16 protein-coding genes are annotated in these 15,152 nt (G+C 73.9%); 6 read left to right on the plus strand and 10 right to left on the minus strand.

The features are described from left to right. Positions 1–86: 86 nt before the first annotated feature. On the plus strand, positions 87–1,016 hold the full coding sequence (locus ACF9IK_RS12790) for a cellulose-binding protein (RefSeq protein ID WP_238865206.1): 930 nt from the start codon (positions 87–89) through the stop codon (positions 1,014–1,016). 73 nt (positions 1,017–1,089) lie between these two features. Here ACF9IK_RS12790 and ACF9IK_RS12795 read toward each other — a convergent pair whose 3' ends face one another. Both ACF9IK_RS12795 and ACF9IK_RS12800 read right to left on the minus strand, forming a co-directional pair. Beyond that, positions 1,090–1,410: a hypothetical protein gene (locus ACF9IK_RS12795; RefSeq protein ID WP_395294340.1), complete on the minus strand. Its 321-nt coding sequence runs from the start codon at positions 1,408–1,410 to the stop codon at positions 1,090–1,092. 29 nt (positions 1,411–1,439) lie between these two features. Then, positions 1,440–2,234 (minus strand): alpha/beta fold hydrolase, encoded by a 795-nt coding sequence (locus tag ACF9IK_RS12800; protein ID WP_395294341.1) that lies wholly within the window; start codon positions 2,232–2,234, stop codon positions 1,440–1,442. A 93-nt stretch (positions 2,235–2,327) separates the two neighbouring features. Here ACF9IK_RS12800 and ACF9IK_RS12805 point away from each other — a divergent pair, with 93 nt between their 5' ends. Together ACF9IK_RS12805 and ACF9IK_RS12810 are read left to right on the plus strand one after the other, a co-directional pair. After that, positions 2,328–3,332 carry an ABC transporter ATP-binding protein gene (locus ACF9IK_RS12805; protein ID WP_395294342.1) on the plus strand — a complete coding sequence of 335 codons (1,005 nt, stop codon included), beginning with the start codon at positions 2,328–2,330 and terminating at the stop codon, positions 3,330–3,332. A gap of 1 nt (position 3,333) precedes the next feature. Next, the gene (locus ACF9IK_RS12810) at positions 3,334–4,101 is read left to right on the plus strand and encodes an ABC transporter permease subunit (protein WP_395294343.1); all 768 of its coding nucleotides are present in this window, start codon (positions 3,334–3,336) and stop codon (positions 4,099–4,101) included. A 39-nt stretch (positions 4,102–4,140) separates the two neighbouring features. Here the strand turns inward: ACF9IK_RS12810 and ACF9IK_RS12815 are convergent, their stop codons facing one another. Continuing rightward, complete coding sequence (locus ACF9IK_RS12815; protein ID WP_395294344.1) at positions 4,141–4,467, minus strand: ATP/GTP-binding protein; 327 nt, start codon at positions 4,465–4,467, stop codon at positions 4,141–4,143. A 228-nt stretch (positions 4,468–4,695) separates the two neighbouring features. Between ACF9IK_RS12815 and ACF9IK_RS12820 the strand changes: the two genes are divergently transcribed. After that, entirely contained in the window at positions 4,696–5,988 is a 1,293-nt protein-coding gene (locus ACF9IK_RS12820; protein ID WP_395294345.1) for an LLM class flavin-dependent oxidoreductase, read from the plus strand. A gap of 81 nt (positions 5,989–6,069) precedes the next feature. On the opposite strand, the gene ACF9IK_RS12825 is transcribed toward ACF9IK_RS12820, so the two are convergent. Continuing rightward, complete coding sequence (locus ACF9IK_RS12825; RefSeq protein ID WP_395294346.1) at positions 6,070–6,462, minus strand: SCO5389 family protein; 393 nt, start codon at positions 6,460–6,462, stop codon at positions 6,070–6,072. Positions 6,463–6,948: 486 nt separating this feature from the next. Between ACF9IK_RS12825 and nucS the strand changes: the two genes are divergently transcribed. Then, positions 6,949–7,608, plus strand: a complete 660-nt coding sequence (nucS, locus tag ACF9IK_RS12830) for an endonuclease NucS (RefSeq protein WP_395294347.1) — start codon at positions 6,949–6,951, stop codon at positions 7,606–7,608. A gap of 21 nt (positions 7,609–7,629) precedes the next feature. Here nucS and ACF9IK_RS12835 read toward each other — a convergent pair whose 3' ends face one another. The 5 genes from ACF9IK_RS12835 to ACF9IK_RS12855 form a co-directional block, all read right to left on the minus strand. Then, positions 7,630–9,942 carry an ATP-binding protein gene (locus ACF9IK_RS12835; RefSeq protein WP_395294348.1) on the minus strand — a complete coding sequence of 771 codons (2,313 nt, stop codon included), beginning with the start codon at positions 9,940–9,942 and terminating at the stop codon, positions 7,630–7,632. Between the two features lie 216 nt (positions 9,943–10,158). Continuing rightward, positions 10,159–10,503 (minus strand): STAS domain-containing protein, encoded by a 345-nt coding sequence (locus tag ACF9IK_RS12840; protein ID WP_395294349.1) that lies wholly within the window; start codon positions 10,501–10,503, stop codon positions 10,159–10,161. Positions 10,504–10,875: 372 nt separating this feature from the next. Further along, entirely contained in the window at positions 10,876–11,745 is an 870-nt protein-coding gene (locus ACF9IK_RS12845) for a 3-hydroxyacyl-CoA dehydrogenase family protein (protein ID WP_395294350.1), read from the minus strand. A gap of 178 nt (positions 11,746–11,923) precedes the next feature. After that, positions 11,924–12,574 carry a response regulator gene (locus ACF9IK_RS12850; RefSeq protein ID WP_395294351.1) on the minus strand — a complete coding sequence of 217 codons (651 nt, stop codon included), beginning with the start codon at positions 12,572–12,574 and terminating at the stop codon, positions 11,924–11,926. Continuing rightward, positions 12,571–13,791 carry a sensor histidine kinase gene (locus ACF9IK_RS12855; protein ID WP_395294352.1) on the minus strand — a complete coding sequence of 407 codons (1,221 nt, stop codon included), beginning with the start codon at positions 13,789–13,791 and terminating at the stop codon, positions 12,571–12,573. Before ACF9IK_RS12855 ends, ACF9IK_RS12850 begins: the two co-directional genes overlap by 4 nt. Positions 13,792–13,938: 147 nt before the next feature. Here ACF9IK_RS12855 and ACF9IK_RS12860 point away from each other — a divergent pair, with 147 nt between their 5' ends. Then, positions 13,939–14,529, plus strand: coding sequence for a hypothetical protein (locus ACF9IK_RS12860; protein ID WP_395294353.1), 591 nt, complete (start codon positions 13,939–13,941; stop codon positions 14,527–14,529). A gap of 33 nt (positions 14,530–14,562) precedes the next feature. On the opposite strand, the gene ACF9IK_RS12865 is transcribed toward ACF9IK_RS12860, so the two are convergent. Continuing rightward, positions 14,563–15,135 carry a cob(I)yrinic acid a,c-diamide adenosyltransferase gene (locus ACF9IK_RS12865; protein WP_395294354.1) on the minus strand — a complete coding sequence of 191 codons (573 nt, stop codon included), beginning with the start codon at positions 15,133–15,135 and terminating at the stop codon, positions 14,563–14,565. Positions 15,136–15,152 lie beyond the last annotated feature (17 nt).

A 15,152-nucleotide genomic window follows, 5' to 3' on the forward strand; every position in this document is an offset into this window, starting at 1 on the left:
ACGGCATTTCGCCGTCGACACTCCGGTACCGTGTCAGGATTCCCTCAACCACCTCAGCGGTTTGACGACAGGAAGCCCAGAACCCCATGAGCGACAGTCACTCCCCTCACGGCTTCGACCTGGTGCGCCGTGGGTACGAGCGTGCCCAGGTCGACGAGCGGATCACCAAGCTGGTGGCCGACCGTGACAGTGCGCTGACCCGGATCAGCGCGCTGGAGAAGCGCATCGAGGAGCTCCACCTGGAGACCCAGACCGCCCAGGCGGCGGTCGCCGAGCAGGAGCCCTCGTACGCCGGCCTCGGCGCCCGGGTCGAGAAGATCCTGCGTCTCGCCGAGGAGGAGGCCAAGGACCTGCGCGACGAGGCGCACCGCGCCGCCGAGCAGCACCGCGAGCTCGCCGAGGCCGCCGCGCAGCAGGTCCGCACCGAGGCCGAGAACTACGCCAAGGACCGCAAGGCCAAGGCCGAGGACGAGGGCCTGCGGATCGTCGACAAGGCCAAGAGCGACGCCGCCCAGCTGCGCGCCGAGGCCAACAAGGACGCGCAGAACAAGCGCGAGGAGGCGGACGCCCTCTTCGAGGAGACCCGCACCAAGGCCGCCCAGGCCGCGCTGGAGTTCGAGACCAACCTGGCCAAGCGCCGCGAGCAGTCCGAGCGTGACCTGGCCGCCCGTCAGGCCAAGGCCGAGAAGCGCCTGGCCGAGATCGAGCACCGCGCCGAGCAGCTGCGTCTGGAGGCGGAGAAGCTGCGCACCGACGCCGAGCGTCGCGCCCGGCAGACCGTCGAGACGGCCCAGCGCCAGTCCGAGGACATCGTGGCCGACGCCAACGCCAAGGCCGACCGGATCCGCAGCGAATCCGAGCGCGAGCTGGCGGCGCTCACCAACCGCCGCGACAGCATCAACGCCCAGCTGACCAACGTCCGCGAGATGCTGGCGACGCTGACCGGCGCGGCCGTGGCCGCCGCCTCCCTGCCGAACGACGACACCATGGGCGTGCCCGCCCAGCAGTCGCGCTGACGCTCCGGCCGAACGGGCCCCCACCCCTTCCCGGGGCGGAGGCCCGTTCCGCTGTCCGCCGACCCGCCGCGGCTCAGCGCGGGTAGGCCCCGTCCGGCCGCTGGTGGCCGCAGCTGAGCTGGTTGCCGTCGTCGTCCGAGACGGTGCCGAACCACGAGGTGCACCAGACCGACACCGAGTCCGGCCAGTACTGCACCTCGAAGGGGTGCCCCGAGCCGTAGTCCCCGTACGAGGTCACGATGAACGTCTCCCCCGGGCGCAGCCAGTAGTCCTCGCCGAGCGGCTCCAGGGTCAGTTCGACCAGGCTCTCCCCGCGGTTGGTGACGGGCATCCGACCGGTGACCTCCAGCGCCGAGAAGTCCCAGGCACCCGGCTCGCCGCCGTGCTCGTTCATCCCGCCACCCCGTTCCCCGCTGCGCCCGCTCATCCCGCCACCCGCTCCAGCAGCCGGCACACCGCGGCGTTGAACTCCTCGGGCGCCTCCAGCGCGCTCAGGTGGCCCACACCGGGGACGACGGTCAGCTCGGCGTCGGGCAGGGCCCGGACCATCAGATCCGCCTCGGAGAGCGGTACCAGGCCGTCCCGCTCCCCCGCCACCACCGCGGCCGGCACCCGGAGTCCGGCCAGCACGTCCAGGGCCTCCGGCCGGGCCGCCATCGCCCGCTGCGCCCAGGCAACCGCGGCCGGCGCCGCCCCGGCGACCATCTTCTGCACCCGCTCGACCAGGTGACCGGAGTCCGGGCCGAGCTGGTTCGCCGCCACCTTCTCGTCGAGCAGCAGCTGGACGCTGTCGCGGGCCAGCACCGCGGCGGCGATCCGCTCCCGGTTGACGCGGACCGCCTCGGCGTCGGCGGTGGCCCTGGTGTTGGCCAACAACAGGCCGGCCAGCCGGTCCGGATGGCGGCGGGCGAAGGCCAGCGCGACGTACCCGCCCATCGAGAGGCCGCCGACCACGGCCCGCTCGATCCCGGCCGCGTCCAGCAGCAGGGCGACGTCGTCGGCGACCGCGTCCAGCGAGGGCTCACCGGTGCCCAGCTCGGTGCCGCCGAACCCGCGCTGGTCGGGGGCGAGCACCCGGGCGCGGTGGCCGGTCGGTCCGGGCAGGGCGTCCAGTTGGGCGGACCACATCGATGCGTCGAGCGGGAAGGCGTGCAGCAGCACGAGGGGTGTTCCGGAACCGCTCTCGCGGACGGACACTGCGGAGGGGAGCTGGGTCATGGGGCCCACCGTATTCCGGTGCGCCCGGCGGGCCCACTCAGCGGGCCGCCCCGTCCGGTTTGTCATAGCCTGACGGAGAGTAAGGGAGCGCGAATGATCGAGTTGCACGACCTGACGAAACGCTACGGGAAGACCCTCGCCGTGGACCGGCTGAGCTTCCGGGTACCGCAGGGGGTGGTCACCGGCTTCCTCGGTCCCAACGGCGCGGGCAAGTCCACCACCATGCGGATGATCCTCGACCTGGACCGGCCCACGGCCGGCCGGGTCACCATCGACGGCAGGAGGTACGGGCAGCTCAGCGAGCCCCTGAAGTACATCGGAGCGCTGCTGGAGGCCAAGGCGGTCCACCCCGGCCGCACCGCCCGCGACCACCTGCTCTGGCTGGCCCAGAGCAACCGCATCCCGACCGCCCGGGTCGACGAGGTGCTCTCCCTCGTCGGCCTCACCTCGGTCGCACGCAAGCGCGCCCGCGGCTTCTCGCTCGGCATGGGCCAGCGTCTGGGCATCGCCTCGGCGCTGCTCGGCGACCCCGAGATCGTGATGTTCGACGAGCCGGTCAACGGGCTCGACCCGGAGGGCATCCTCTGGATCCGCAACCTGATGAAGCGGCTGGCCGGCGAGGGCCGGACCGTCTTCGTCTCCTCCCACCTGATGAGCGAGATGGCCGTCACCGCCGACCACCTGGTCGTCATCGGCAAGGGGCGACTGCTCGCCGACATGCCGATGGCCGAGTTCATCCGGCACAACTCCCGCTCCGCGGTGCGGCTGCGCACCCCGCACCCCGAGCGGCTGCTGGACGTGCTGGCCGGCGGCGGGATCCGGCCCGAGCCCGGCCCGGGCGGCTCGTACGAGGTGGTCGACGGGGACCTCGCCGAGCTCGGCGAACTGGCCGCCGCCCACGGTGTGGTGCTCCACGAGCTCAGCCCTCAACAGGCCTCCCTGGAGGAGGCGTTCATGCAGATGACGGCCGACTCGGTGGAATACCACGCCGGGGCCAACGAGGGCCGCGACGCGGCCGACGCGGGCGGCGCCTGGGGCACCGGCTGGCAGGACCGTACGGCGCGGCAGCCGGCCGCCCGCGGCACGGAGGAGAACTGAGATGGCGTCCTTCCCGGCGATCCTGCGCTCCGAGTGGACCAAGATCCGCAGCGTCCGCTCGACGGTCTGGACGCTCGCCCTCGCCTTCGCCGTCACCGTCGGCCTGGGCGCGCTGCTGTCCCTGCTGACCAACAACAACTTCGCGGAGTTCCGGCGCGGCGAGGAGACCCCGTTCGACGCCACCGGGACGGCCTTCTCCGGCATCATTCTCGGCGAACTCGCCATCATCGTCTTCGGCGTGCTGGCGATCGGCAACGAGTACAGCAGCGGGATGATCCGGGTCACCCTGGCCGCCGTCCCGCAGCGCGGCACGCTGCTGACCGGCAAGGCCGTGGTGCTCGGCGCCCTGGCCTTCGCCGTCTCCCTGGTCACCGCGTTCATCACGTTCTTCGTCGGCCAGGCGCTGCTGGGCGAGCACTCCACCAGCCTCACCGAGCCGCACGTGCTCCGTGCGGTGTTCGGAGCCGCGCTCTACCTGACGATGCTCTGCCTCTTCTCGGCCGGCGTCACCGCGATGCTGCACAACCAGACGCTGGCCCTCGGCGTGCTGGTGCCGTTCTTCTTCCTGCTCTCGCCGATCCTCTCGGCGGTGCCGAAGGTCAAGACGCTGGCCCACTACTTCCCGGACTACGCCGGCTCGCGGATGCTGCTGGTCTACGAACAGCACGGCCAGCCGTACGGCCCGTGGGCCGGGTTCGCGATCTGCCTGACCTGGACGCTGGCCGCCCTCGTGGGCGGCGCACTGGTGCTGAAGAAGCGCGACGCCTGACCGGCCCTCCGGACGCGGCGCCCCCCGTGCAGGACTCTGCTAGTAGCGGGGGGCGCCGCGTCCGCGCTGCAGGTTGGAGGCCCGTCGCTCGCGGGCGCCCCAGCAGGCCCGGTGCCAGTGCCGGCGGTCGTCCACCCCGGCGCCGTGCATCGGCCAGGCCACCACGTGGCCGACGCCGGGCGGGATCTCCTGGTCGCAGCCCGGGCAGCGGTAGTGCCGTCCGGCCGTGCCGGCCACCGTCTGCACCACCCAGTCGTCGCCGCGGTAGTTCTCGGTGCGGCGCAGCGAGCCGCCCAGCGGGGCGGCTGCCCGCTCCGCCGGCTCGCGATCGGCGGCGCTCTTGATCCGGTTGCGGCGGGGCGACACGTCGGTGCTACCTCTCTCGGGGGGCTCGGAACCGTTCCAGCCTAAGGCCGTTGACTCCTCCCCAGAGCCACTATCACGGCATCGCCCGACACTCCGGTGTTTCCGGTGATATCCACCCGTTCTTCTGTGAAATTCGTGGTTCCGCGTGCCATTGGCACATGACATCGGTTACTCACAAGGGGACAGGCGGGGACCGCAGACCCTGCGCGCACCCGAGGAGGCCACCCCATGACCAAGACCAGCGCCCACGCCCAGACCCGTCGGTCCGTCGGGGTCCGACCGCCCGCCGGCCCGGTGACCGCCGCCCCCGGCACCCCGGTGCCCGCGCCGCAGCGCTCCGCCGCCCTGCCCGCGGACACCGCGCCGGTACGCGTCGGCGTCTTCCTGCTCTCGGCGCAGTTCCCCGGCCAGACCCACGGTGAGGCGCTGGACCGCACCGTCCGCGCCGCCGTGGAGGCCGAGCACGCGGGTCTGGACAGCGTCTGGCTGGCCGAACACCACTTCGTCCCGTACGGGGTCTGTCCGAACGCCGCCACGCTCGCCGCACTGCTGCTCGGCCGCACCCGCCGGATCGGCGTCGGCACGGCGGTCAGCGTGCTGTCCACCGCCCACCCGGTCGCGCTGGGCGAACAGGCCGCCCTGCTGCACCTCACATCCGGCGGCCGGTTCACCCTCGGCGTGGGACGCGGCGGCCCGTGGATCGACCTGGACGTCTTCGGCAGCGGCGTGGACGCCTTCGAACAGGGCTTCCCGGAGCGGCTCGACCTGCTGCTGCGGTGGTTGCGCGGCTCCCGGGTCGGCGCGGACGGGCCCCAGTTCAGCTTCCCCGAGGTGGCCGTGGTGCCGCGGGCCACCGAGCCGCCGCGGCGGCCGGACCTCGGCACCTGGCTCGGCCTCGGCGACCAGTCCGGGCTGCTGCGGTTCCCCCGTCAGCGCAAGGACGCCGACGCGGACGACGCCGGCGGGGAACTCACCGCTGCGGGGCGCCCGGTGGCCGGACCGCCGGTGGTGGTCGCCTGCACCTCGCCCGGCGGGGTCCGGCTGGCCGCCGAGCGCGGGCTGCCGATGCTGCTCGGCATGCACTCCGGCGACGACGACAAGTTGCAGATGCTGGAGCTGTACCGGGAGGCCTGGCGGGCCGCCGGGCGCGGCGAGGAGCAGCTGCGCCGGGTCGAGCGCCAGCACGTCGCGGCCGGCGTGGCCCAGGTGGACGACCGCACCGCGACGGCCCGGGACACCCTGCTGCGGTCGATGCCGGGCTGGTTCGAGTACGGGCTCGGCGCGCACCGCACCGTCGACGGCCGGGAGCGCAAGATGCGCGACCCGCACCAGTACACCGAGCTCCTGTGCGACCTGCACGCGGTGGGAACCCCGAAGCAGTGCGCCGACCGGTTGCTGGCCACCGCCGAGCGGACCGGCATCCGCCGCTTCGCGCTGCTCGCCGAGGGCAGCGGCGACCGCGAGGCGACCCTGCACAACATCGCCCGGCTCGGCTCCGAGGTCCTGCCGCAACTGGGCTGACGCCGGCGCCCCGCCCCCGTCGAGGGGAGCGGGGCGGCCCGTCGGCGGTCCGGCCCGCTGCGCGGCGGGCCCGGTGGCCGGTCAGCAGTCCCGGAGCTCCTCGGACTGGTTCAGCAGCTGCTCCCGGACGGAGGTGAAGCGCTCGAACCGCGCCCGGTTGGAGTCCGACGGCAGGAACACCGCCACCCGGTGACAGTTCTGGAAGGCCAGCCGGACGCCGAAGTGGCGCTGCAGGGCGCCCCGGATGGCGTCGCTGGCGAGGGCCCGGAGGAGCTGGCCGCGGGCCTGCTCGCTGGGCGGCGGTACCTGGTTGTCGGCGAAGTCGGTGCCGTCGACCTTCGCCTGCGCGACCAGGGAGCTGATCAGCTCCCAGGCGTACGGCAGGGAGACGCGGACGCAGTCGACGAATTCGCGCTCGTCGACCTCGCCCCGCTCGGCCTTCTCCAGCAGGGCCGGTGAGACGTCGAGCGACATGGGTTCTCCTCTCACAGTCCACCCGCGCGGCGCCCGGGTGGTGATGCGTAGGTGCAGCTGAGGGTGGTGGGCGTCATCGCGCGTGATGTCCGGAACGCCGTCGGGCGGCTGTTTCCGGCATCGTGCGAAGGCGGCGGCGTCCGGGACGCGTCCGGGGACGCGTCGGGAGCGCCGGCCGCTCAGAACAGCGTGGCAGTCGGGGGCGGACCAGGCCGGTGGTTCCTGCGGATTGCTCCGGAAATACGCCTCGGTGCACCAGATTGGCCGGATACCGTCGGATCGTTCATCTGAAGTCTCCATCCCCGTTGACAGCGCACCTGCGAGCATGCCGTCACACACGGTAGCCGCCCATGGGTGTGCGCGCCAGGGTGCCGACGCACCTTCGCCGGATCGCCGGGGCTCCCACGGTCGCGGGGGTTCGCGGATTCTTCACCCCGTGGTCGCGGAATCGCATCAAGTGGCCCCGGTGGGCTAGCGTGGTCGACCGTGCGTCTCGTAATTGCCCGCTGCTCAGTCGACTACGCCGGTCGGCTCTCCGCCCACCTGCCCTCCGCCACCAGGCTCATCCTGGTCAAGGCCGACGGCAGCGTCAGCATCCACGCCGACGACCGCGCCTACAAGCCGCTCAACTGGATGTCCCCGCCGTGCGCTCTCAAGGAGGCCGACGGGGTCTGGACGGTGGAGAACAAGGCCGGCGAGAAGCTCATCATCACGCTGGAGGAGGTGTTGCACGACTCGTCCCACGAGCTCGGGGTGGACCCGGGCCTGATCAAGGACGGCGTCGAGGCGCACCTGCAGGAGCTGCTAGCGGACCGGATGGAGGTGCTGGGCGCGGGCTGGTCGCTGATCCGCCGCGAGTACCCCACCGCCATCGGCCCTGTCGACATCCTCTGCCGCGACTCGGACGGCACCACGGTCGCCGTCGAGATCAAGCGGCGCGGCGAGATCGACGGCGTCGAGCAGCTGACCCGCTACCTGGAGCTGCTCAACCGCGACCCGCTGCTCGCCCCGGTGAAGGGCGTCTTCGCCGCGCAGGAGATCAAGCCGCAGGCCCGCGTGCTGGCCACCGACCGCGGCATCGGCTGCGTGGTGCTGGACTACGACGGGCTGCGCGGCATCGACGACGACAAGCTGAAGCTGTTCTGACCGGGACCTCCCCCTGATCCGTCAGGAGGAGGAGGTGGTCGGTGACGCCGTCGGGCTCGGCGAGCCCGACGGCGTCACCGTGCCCGAGGGGCCGGTGCTCGCCGACGGCGAGGTGGACGGCGTGGTCGGCGCGGAGGTCGGGCTCGGGGCCGGCCCGCGCGTCACCGACGGCTGCGGGCCCGGCTGGACCGGGGTCTGCACGGGCGGCACGACCGGCGGCGGGGCCGGCTGGTCCGGGGTGGACGGCTCCGCGGTCGCGGTCTCGCCCGCGGCCGGCGACCTGCTCGGCTTCCTCGACGCCGACGGCGAGTGCGACGGCCCGCTCGTGCTCGCCGAGGGCTCCGGCTCGGTCTCGTCCGCGGTCGGCGACTCGCCCGGGCTCTCCGGGGACGCCGCGCCCGCCGCCGGGCTGAGGCTCGGCCGCGGGGAGGGCGGCCCGACGGGCACGCCGGTGCCGTCGTACGGGCTGCTGTGCGGATCGGCGCCCCGGTGCTCCTCCGGCCCGGCCACGGTCAGCGCCACCGCGGTGCCGAGCACCCCGATCGCCAGCACCGCCGCCGAGGCGGCGACCACCGTCCGCCGGGTGCGCCCGACCGTGCCCGGGGTCGTCTTGAAGCGCCACGGCACCTGAGCGATCGCCCGGATGACGGGGCGTCGGGGCGGCGTCGGGGCGGCCTGCTCCCCGGACGGGAGCTGCCGCCCCTCGGCGCGCAGCAGGTCGAGCATCCGGCGGGCGGCCGCGGCCCCCCGCGGCTCCCCGACGGCCGCCCGCAGGGCCAGTGCGGCCTCCAGCTCGGCCGTCGCCCGTCCGGGCTCCTGCACGCAGACCGCGAACACGCCCAGCTCGTGGTGGAACCAGGCCTCGTCGGCCCGGGAACCGGTCTCGCGGGCGGCGTCCAGCCCCAGCCGCAGCGCCCGCTCCCAGGCTCCCCAGCGCAGCGCCAGCGCCAGCGCGGGGGCCGCCGCACGGGCCAGCCGGACGACGGAGGCGTGCCGGCCCGCGGTCCGGTCGGCCAGCAGGACGCCGATCACCACCTCGGCCTCGGCCGCGATCTGCTCCAGCGAGACCGAGCTGTGCCCGACCCACCAGGCGAAGTGCTGGGCGGCGCCGTCGGTGCAACCGCGGGCCGGCCAGTGCGGGGCGAGCAGTTCGAGCGCGCCGGCGGTCAGCCGGTGGTGGCCTCCGATGGACACCGCCAGCCCGGCGTCGGCGAGTTCGTGCAGCGCGCTCTCGCCCTGGCCGACGTCGATCAGCGCGGGCAGGTGCGGGGCGGTCGGGCACTCGCCGCCGAGCGCCACCGCGAGCCGCAGCACGGCCTGGGCCGGCTCGCTCAGCCCCTCGGCGAGCCGGACCGCCGGCGAGGCGGTCTCGGCCACCGACGGCAGCGGGACGCTGCGGCGCAGCTCGCCCTCGCGCACCGCCGGGTCGGGGTCGTGGACCGGCGCCCGGACCGCGCCGAAGACGTCCAGCCGGTCCTCCTCGGCCGCCACCAGCGCGTCCACCGCGACGTCCCGCTGCCGCAGCAACGCGGCGGCTTGGACGAAGCGCAGCGGCAGCCCCTCGGACTCGAACCAGAGGTCGACCGCCCAGGCCTTCTCGGCCGCGTCCAGGGGCCGCCCGGCCAGCCGGGCGGTGAGCGCGAGGCACGCGGCCCGGGAGAGTCCTGCGACCAGGTGGTCCTGGAGCCGGGAGTCGGCCGGGAGCAGCGGACCGTCGGGCGCGGCGGAGATCAGGAAGGCGCAGTCCGGCGCGGCCGCGAGCAGTTGCTCCAGCTCGGCGCCGGTGGGCTCGACCTCGTCGATCACCACGACGGCGCCGACCCGGGCGAGGTGCCCTGCGAGCTGCCCGGGGTCGGGGCGGAAGCCGGGCGCGTGGTGGGTGGCGGCGAAGAGGTCCTGGAGCAGGTCGGCGGCGGTGCGGTGGTGCCCGCAGAGCTGGACGACGCCGCCCGGCGCGAGGTCGCCGGCCGCCTCGGCCACGGCGGAGAGCAGGGCGCTGCGGCCCGAGCCGGCCTGGCCGACCAGCCGTATCGAGCGGCCCTCGGCGAGCAGACCGAGCAACTGGGCGACGTCCGCCTCGCGGTCGAGCAGCGGCAGGTCGGCGGGGCCGGCACCGAGGGCGAGCGGGCCGACCGCGCGGCCGGGGCCGCCGGCCGGGCCGCGGGCGGGCTCGCTGCGTCCGATCCGGCGCGGCTGCGGGCGCCACTCCTCGGGGCAGGGGCGGACCTCGGAGCCGTCCGGGGTGCCGACCGTCACCAGCAGGCCGCCGGAGACCAGCTCACCGCCTCGGGTGCGCACGGCCTCCTGCCGGAACTCACCGGATGGCTGTCCCACGATCTGCTCCGCCCCTTTGTCCTGCCGGCCACTGCGTACGGCCGCACTCGGGCCGGGCACCCCGCCCTGCGGTGGGCCGGGGAGCCGCTCCCGGGCCCGGCGGCCGTTCATCTGACGGCAGACTCTTGCACATCCGCCCGCGCGCGTGCAGGGGGGTCCCGCCCCGGAGGCGGTCCGGGGCCGGCGGCAGGGGCCCTCGGCAGGGCTGCGCAGGCCCTACAGCGCGGGGCCCAGCGCGGGCAGGGTAGCGCCGCGGGCCTCGGCGACCACGCCCTCCACCGCGAGGATGCGGTGCAGCCGGGTGGCCACCAGCAGCCGCTGGAGCTGGGCCGGGACGGAACGCAGCACCAGCCGCCGGCCGATCCGGCCGGCCCGCCGGTGGGTACCCATGATCACGCCGAGGCCGGTGGCGTCCCAGAACTCCAGCCGGGCGAGGTCGAGGACGAGATCGCCCCGCCCGCCGTCGACGGCCTGGTGCAGCCGGACCCGCGCGTCGGCGGCGGTGCGCACGTCGAGGCGGCCTTCGATGGCCAGCGCCGCGTGGTCGCCCGTGATGCGCATGGTCTCCTCCTCCGCCTGGCGGGTCACTGGTACAGGTCGGCCCGCCCCGGCCGTGCCGGGTCCGGGGTCGGGCGGTGTCCGTCCGGGCGGGCCTTGAGCCCCGCGCCCGGGACCGGCCGCGGCGTCGTCAGCCCGGGCCGGGTTCCCCCTCATCTGACGGGGAACCAGCTCCGCAGGTTGCTGGTTCCGGCCAGATCTGAAGCAACTTCACTCGTCCGAGGGAATATACGCAGGTACTCTCCACACCTACGCTCGATTACCGCCCAAATCACCCGTCTGCGGCACCCGGCGTGAGGAAACTCACCCGCCCCGGCGGGACGGGCCGTACGGTCCTGCGACCGCGCGGCCCGCCGCGTCACCTGCCCCGGCGGGTCACTTGGCCGGGTGCGGGTAGAAGCCCCGGCCGCTCTTGCGGCCCAGGTCACCGGCGGTGACCATGCGCGCCATGATCTCCGGTGCGGCGAACTTCTCGTCCTGCGTCTCGGCGTAGATGTTCCGGGCGGCGTGCAGCAGGATGTCGACGCCGGTCAGGTCGGCGGTCTCCAGCGGGCCCATCGGGTGGCCGAAACCGAGCCGGCAGGCGGTGTCGATGTCCTCGGCGGTGGCCACGCCCGACTCGTAGAGCTTGGCGGCCTCGACGACCAGCGCGGTGATCAGGCGGGTGGTCACGAAGCCGGCGACGTCGCGGTTGACCACCACGACCTCCTTGCCGACGCCCTCGGCGAAGGCGCGGACGGTGGCCAGCGTCTCGTCACTGGTCTTGTAGCCGCGGACCAGCTCGACCAGCTTCATCAGCGGCACCGGGGAGAAGAAGTGCACGCCGACGACGGACTCGGGGCGCTGAGTGGCCGCGGCGATCCGGGTGATCGGGATGGCCGAGGTGTTGGAGGCCAGCACCGCGCCGTCCTTGGCCAGCTTGTCGAGCTCCCGGAAGACGCCCTCCTTGACCTCCAGCTGCTCGAAGACGGCCTCGACCACGATGTCGGCCTCGGCGACCGCGCCCAGGTCGGTGGTGGTGGTGATCCGGCCCAGCGCCGCCTCGGCCTCCTCGGCCGACAGCCTGCCCTTGGAGACGAACTTCTCGTACGAGGCGCGGATGCCCGCGAGGCCGCGCTGCAGCGCCTCCTCGGTCACGTCCCGCAGCACCACCGGGTGGCCGGCCTGGGCGGAGACCTGGGCGATGCCGGCTCCCATGAGGCCGGCGCCGATCACGGCGATCTGCTTGCTGGACGCATTGCTCATGGCTGGGTCTCCCGATGACGTCGCCGCCCTGCGGGCGGGCCCTGAAGGCGGCTCAGCGCAGGGGTCACCCACCACGAGCCGCATCGCTCACCGCGCGACTTTAGTGCCGATCGGCGCGCCGTGGTGCCAACCGGGAGTGTGATCTGTGACCGACCGGTCGGACGAGCGGGCCGGTCGGTCAGATGGTCAGACCGACGTCCTGTGCCAGGATCGCCGCCTGCACCCGGCTGCGCAGCTGCAGCTTGGCCAGGATCCGGCTGACGTGCGTCTTGGTGGTCGCCTCCGCCATCGCCAACCGCCCGGCGATCTCGCCGTTGGAGAGCCCGGCCCCGATGCAGGCCAGCACCTCCCGCTCGCGTGGCGTGAGGCCGGACACGGCCTCCCGCGCCGCGGGCCCGACCGTGCGCTCCGGGCGGGCGAAGGTGCCGATCAGCCGCCTCGTCACGGAGGGGGCCAGCATGCCGTCCCCGCGCGCCACCGTGCGGATGCCCTCGACCAGGGCGTCCGCCTCCAGGTCCTTGAGCAGGAACCCGGCCGCTCCGGCCCGCAACGCGCCGTAGACGTACTCGTCCAGGTCGAAGGTGGTCAGCACCAGCACCTGGGCCGCCCCCGCGGAGACCACCTGGCGGGTCGCCGAGACCCCGTCCAGGCGGGGCATCTGCACGTCCATCAGGACCACGTCGGGCCTGAGTTCCAGCGCGAGGCGCACCGCCTCCTCCCCGTCCGCGGCCTGCCCGACCACCTCCAGGTCCGGCTCGGCCCGCAGGATCATCATCAGCGCGGCCCGCACGGCCGCCTGGTCCTCAGCCACCAGCACCCGGATCGTCATGCCCGCCCCTCCTCGGTCTCGGTCACCAGGGCCCGCGGCAGCACCGCGCGCACCTCCCAGCAGTCGCCCTCAGGACCGGCCGCGAAGCTGCCGCCGAGCAGGCCGGCCCGCTCCCGCATCCCGACCATGCCCGCCCGGGCGCCGGGCAGTTCCTGGCCCGCTCCCGTGCGGTACGGGCTGTCGACGGCGATCCACAGCTCCTCCGGCCGGTAGTCGAGCCGGACCAGGACCCGGCCCGGGCCGGCGTGCTTGAGCGCGTTGGTCAGCGCCTCCTGCACGATCCGGTAGGCCGCCAGCCCGACCGGTACGGCCAGCTCACCCCGCTCGCCACTCTCCGTGAACTCGAAGTCCAGTCCGACGTCCTGGCCGGCCGCCCTGGCCTTGGCCAGGAGCGCGTCGACGGCCTGCAGATCGGGCGCGGCGTAGGACTCGTCGGCCTCGCCCCCGCCGCTGTCCCGCAGCAGCCCGATCATGCGGCGCATTTCGGCCAAACCCTGGACGCTGTTCTCCCGGATCACGCCCAGCGCCTCCACCAGCGGGTCGTCCTCGGGCCGGTGGCGGCGCCGGGCCACCGACTGCGCGCCGGTGGCGTGGATCGCGATGGCCGACAGGTGGTTGGCCACCACGTCGTGCAACTCTCGTGCCATCCGGGCCCGTTCGGCACTCACCGCCTCCCGCCGGTCCATCTCGGAGAGCAGCGCGGTCTGTTCGGCCCGCAGCCGCTGGGTGTCCGCCTCCTCGCGGTGCTTGCGCACCAGGTCGCCGGTCCAGACCGGCGCCAGGTAGATCAGCGTGGCGAGCACCACGACGGCCACCGCGTCGGAGGCGTCGCTGTAGACCAGGACCAGCGTGGAGAGCGCCAGCACCGAGGCCGCACCGGTCAGGTGCAGGATCCGCGACATCTTCGGGGTGCCGTAGAGCACTGCGGCGTACAGCAGGTCGGTGTACATCAGGCTGGTCGCCAGCAGGGCCCCGGTGAAGACGCTCGCCGCGAAGGCGAACCCGCCGACCGTCACGGCGAGCACCGGCCGGGTGCGCCGGACCAGCTCCAGCACGGCCATCACCAGCAACGCGGGGACGGGCGCCCAGCGCGGGATCGTCAAGGTGTGGTCGTACGCCTTCAGGGCGATCAGCAGCAGCCCCCCGAGCAACCCGAAGAGCGCGATCGCCCGGTCCTCCTGCCGCGGGGTGAGTGTCGGTCTGCGCACGACACCCATCAGATCATCTCCGGACCGGCCCCCGGCTCGGGTGCGCGGAGGAGCCGCGGTACATCGAAAGATGCAGGCCCGGTTCGGCTCCGGCGACGACGCCGGGCGCGCCCGCGCCCGGGAGGCTGGAGGCATCGTGGAAACGGGGTGTTCATCATGATCGTCACACTGATCGTCGCGGCCGAGGTCGCCTTCTGGGTCCTGCTCGGCCTCGGCCTGGCCACCCGCTACCTGCTGCGGCTGCGGACCCTGAACACCGTGCTGCTGGTCGGCCTGCCGGTGGTGGACCTGACCCTGTTCGCCCTCACCGTCCTCGACCTGCGCGGCGGCTCCGCCGTGAGCTGGACGCACGCCCTGGCCGCGAGCTACGCGGGCTTCTCGATCGGCTACGGGCCGTCCGTCGTCCGCTGGGCCGACGGACGGTTCCAGCACCGCTACGCCGGCGGGCCCAAGCCCCCGCGCTCGCCCAAGTACGGGCCTGAGCGGACCCGCCACGAGTGGCGGATCGCCGGCCGGACGGCGGTCTCGGCGGGCGTCACGCTCTCCCTGATCACCCTGCTGGTGACGCTCTCCGCCGGCGCCGCCCACTTCTCCGACTTCACCGGCTGGTACGTGAAGCTGGGCACGGCGGCCGTGATCAACGCGATCGTGGCCGGCTGCTACTCGCACTGGCCCAAGGAGCCGCCGGCCGGCGCGATCGTCGAGAACGGGCACGTGGTCGGCTGGAAGGTCCCGCAGAGCCGCTGAGCCGCGGCCCGGCGCGCGGGCCGCGGCGGCGGCTCAGCGGTTCTCGCCCGGCACCCAGAGCACGTCGCCCTGCTCCTTGTTGGCCGTCCGGGCCAGGATGAACAGCAGGTCGGAGAGCCGGTTGAGGTACTTGGCGGTGAGCGGGTTCACGGTGTCCCCGTGCTCCTCGATCGCGGCCCAGGTGGCCCGCTCGGCCCGGCGCACCACCGTACAGGCCAGGTGCAGGTGGGCGGCGCCGACGGTGCCGCCGGGGAGGATGAAGCTGCGCAGCTTCTCCAGCGGCTCCAGGAAGCGGTCGCAGTCCTCCTCCAGCCTGTCGATGTAGGACTGCAGGACCCGCAGCGGCGGGTACTTCGGGTCCTCCACCACCGGGGTGGCCAGGTCGGCGCCGACGTCGAAGAGGTCGTTCTGCACCCGGGTGAGCACGGCGGCGACGTCCACGCCGAGCCCGCCGGCGGCGATCGCGACCCCGATCGCGGCGTTCGCCTCGTTGGTGTCGGCGTACGCGACCAGGCGCGGGTCGGTCTTGGTGGTCCGGCTCATGTCGCCCAGCGCGGTGGTGCCGTCGTCGCCGGTACGGGTGTAGATGCGCGTCAGATTGACCATGCGGCCAGCGTAGCCGG

It is taken from the genome of Kitasatospora hibisci, from assembly GCF_043950205.1.
GTDB lineage: Bacteria > Actinomycetota > Actinomycetes > Streptomycetales > Streptomycetaceae > Kitasatospora > Kitasatospora hibisci.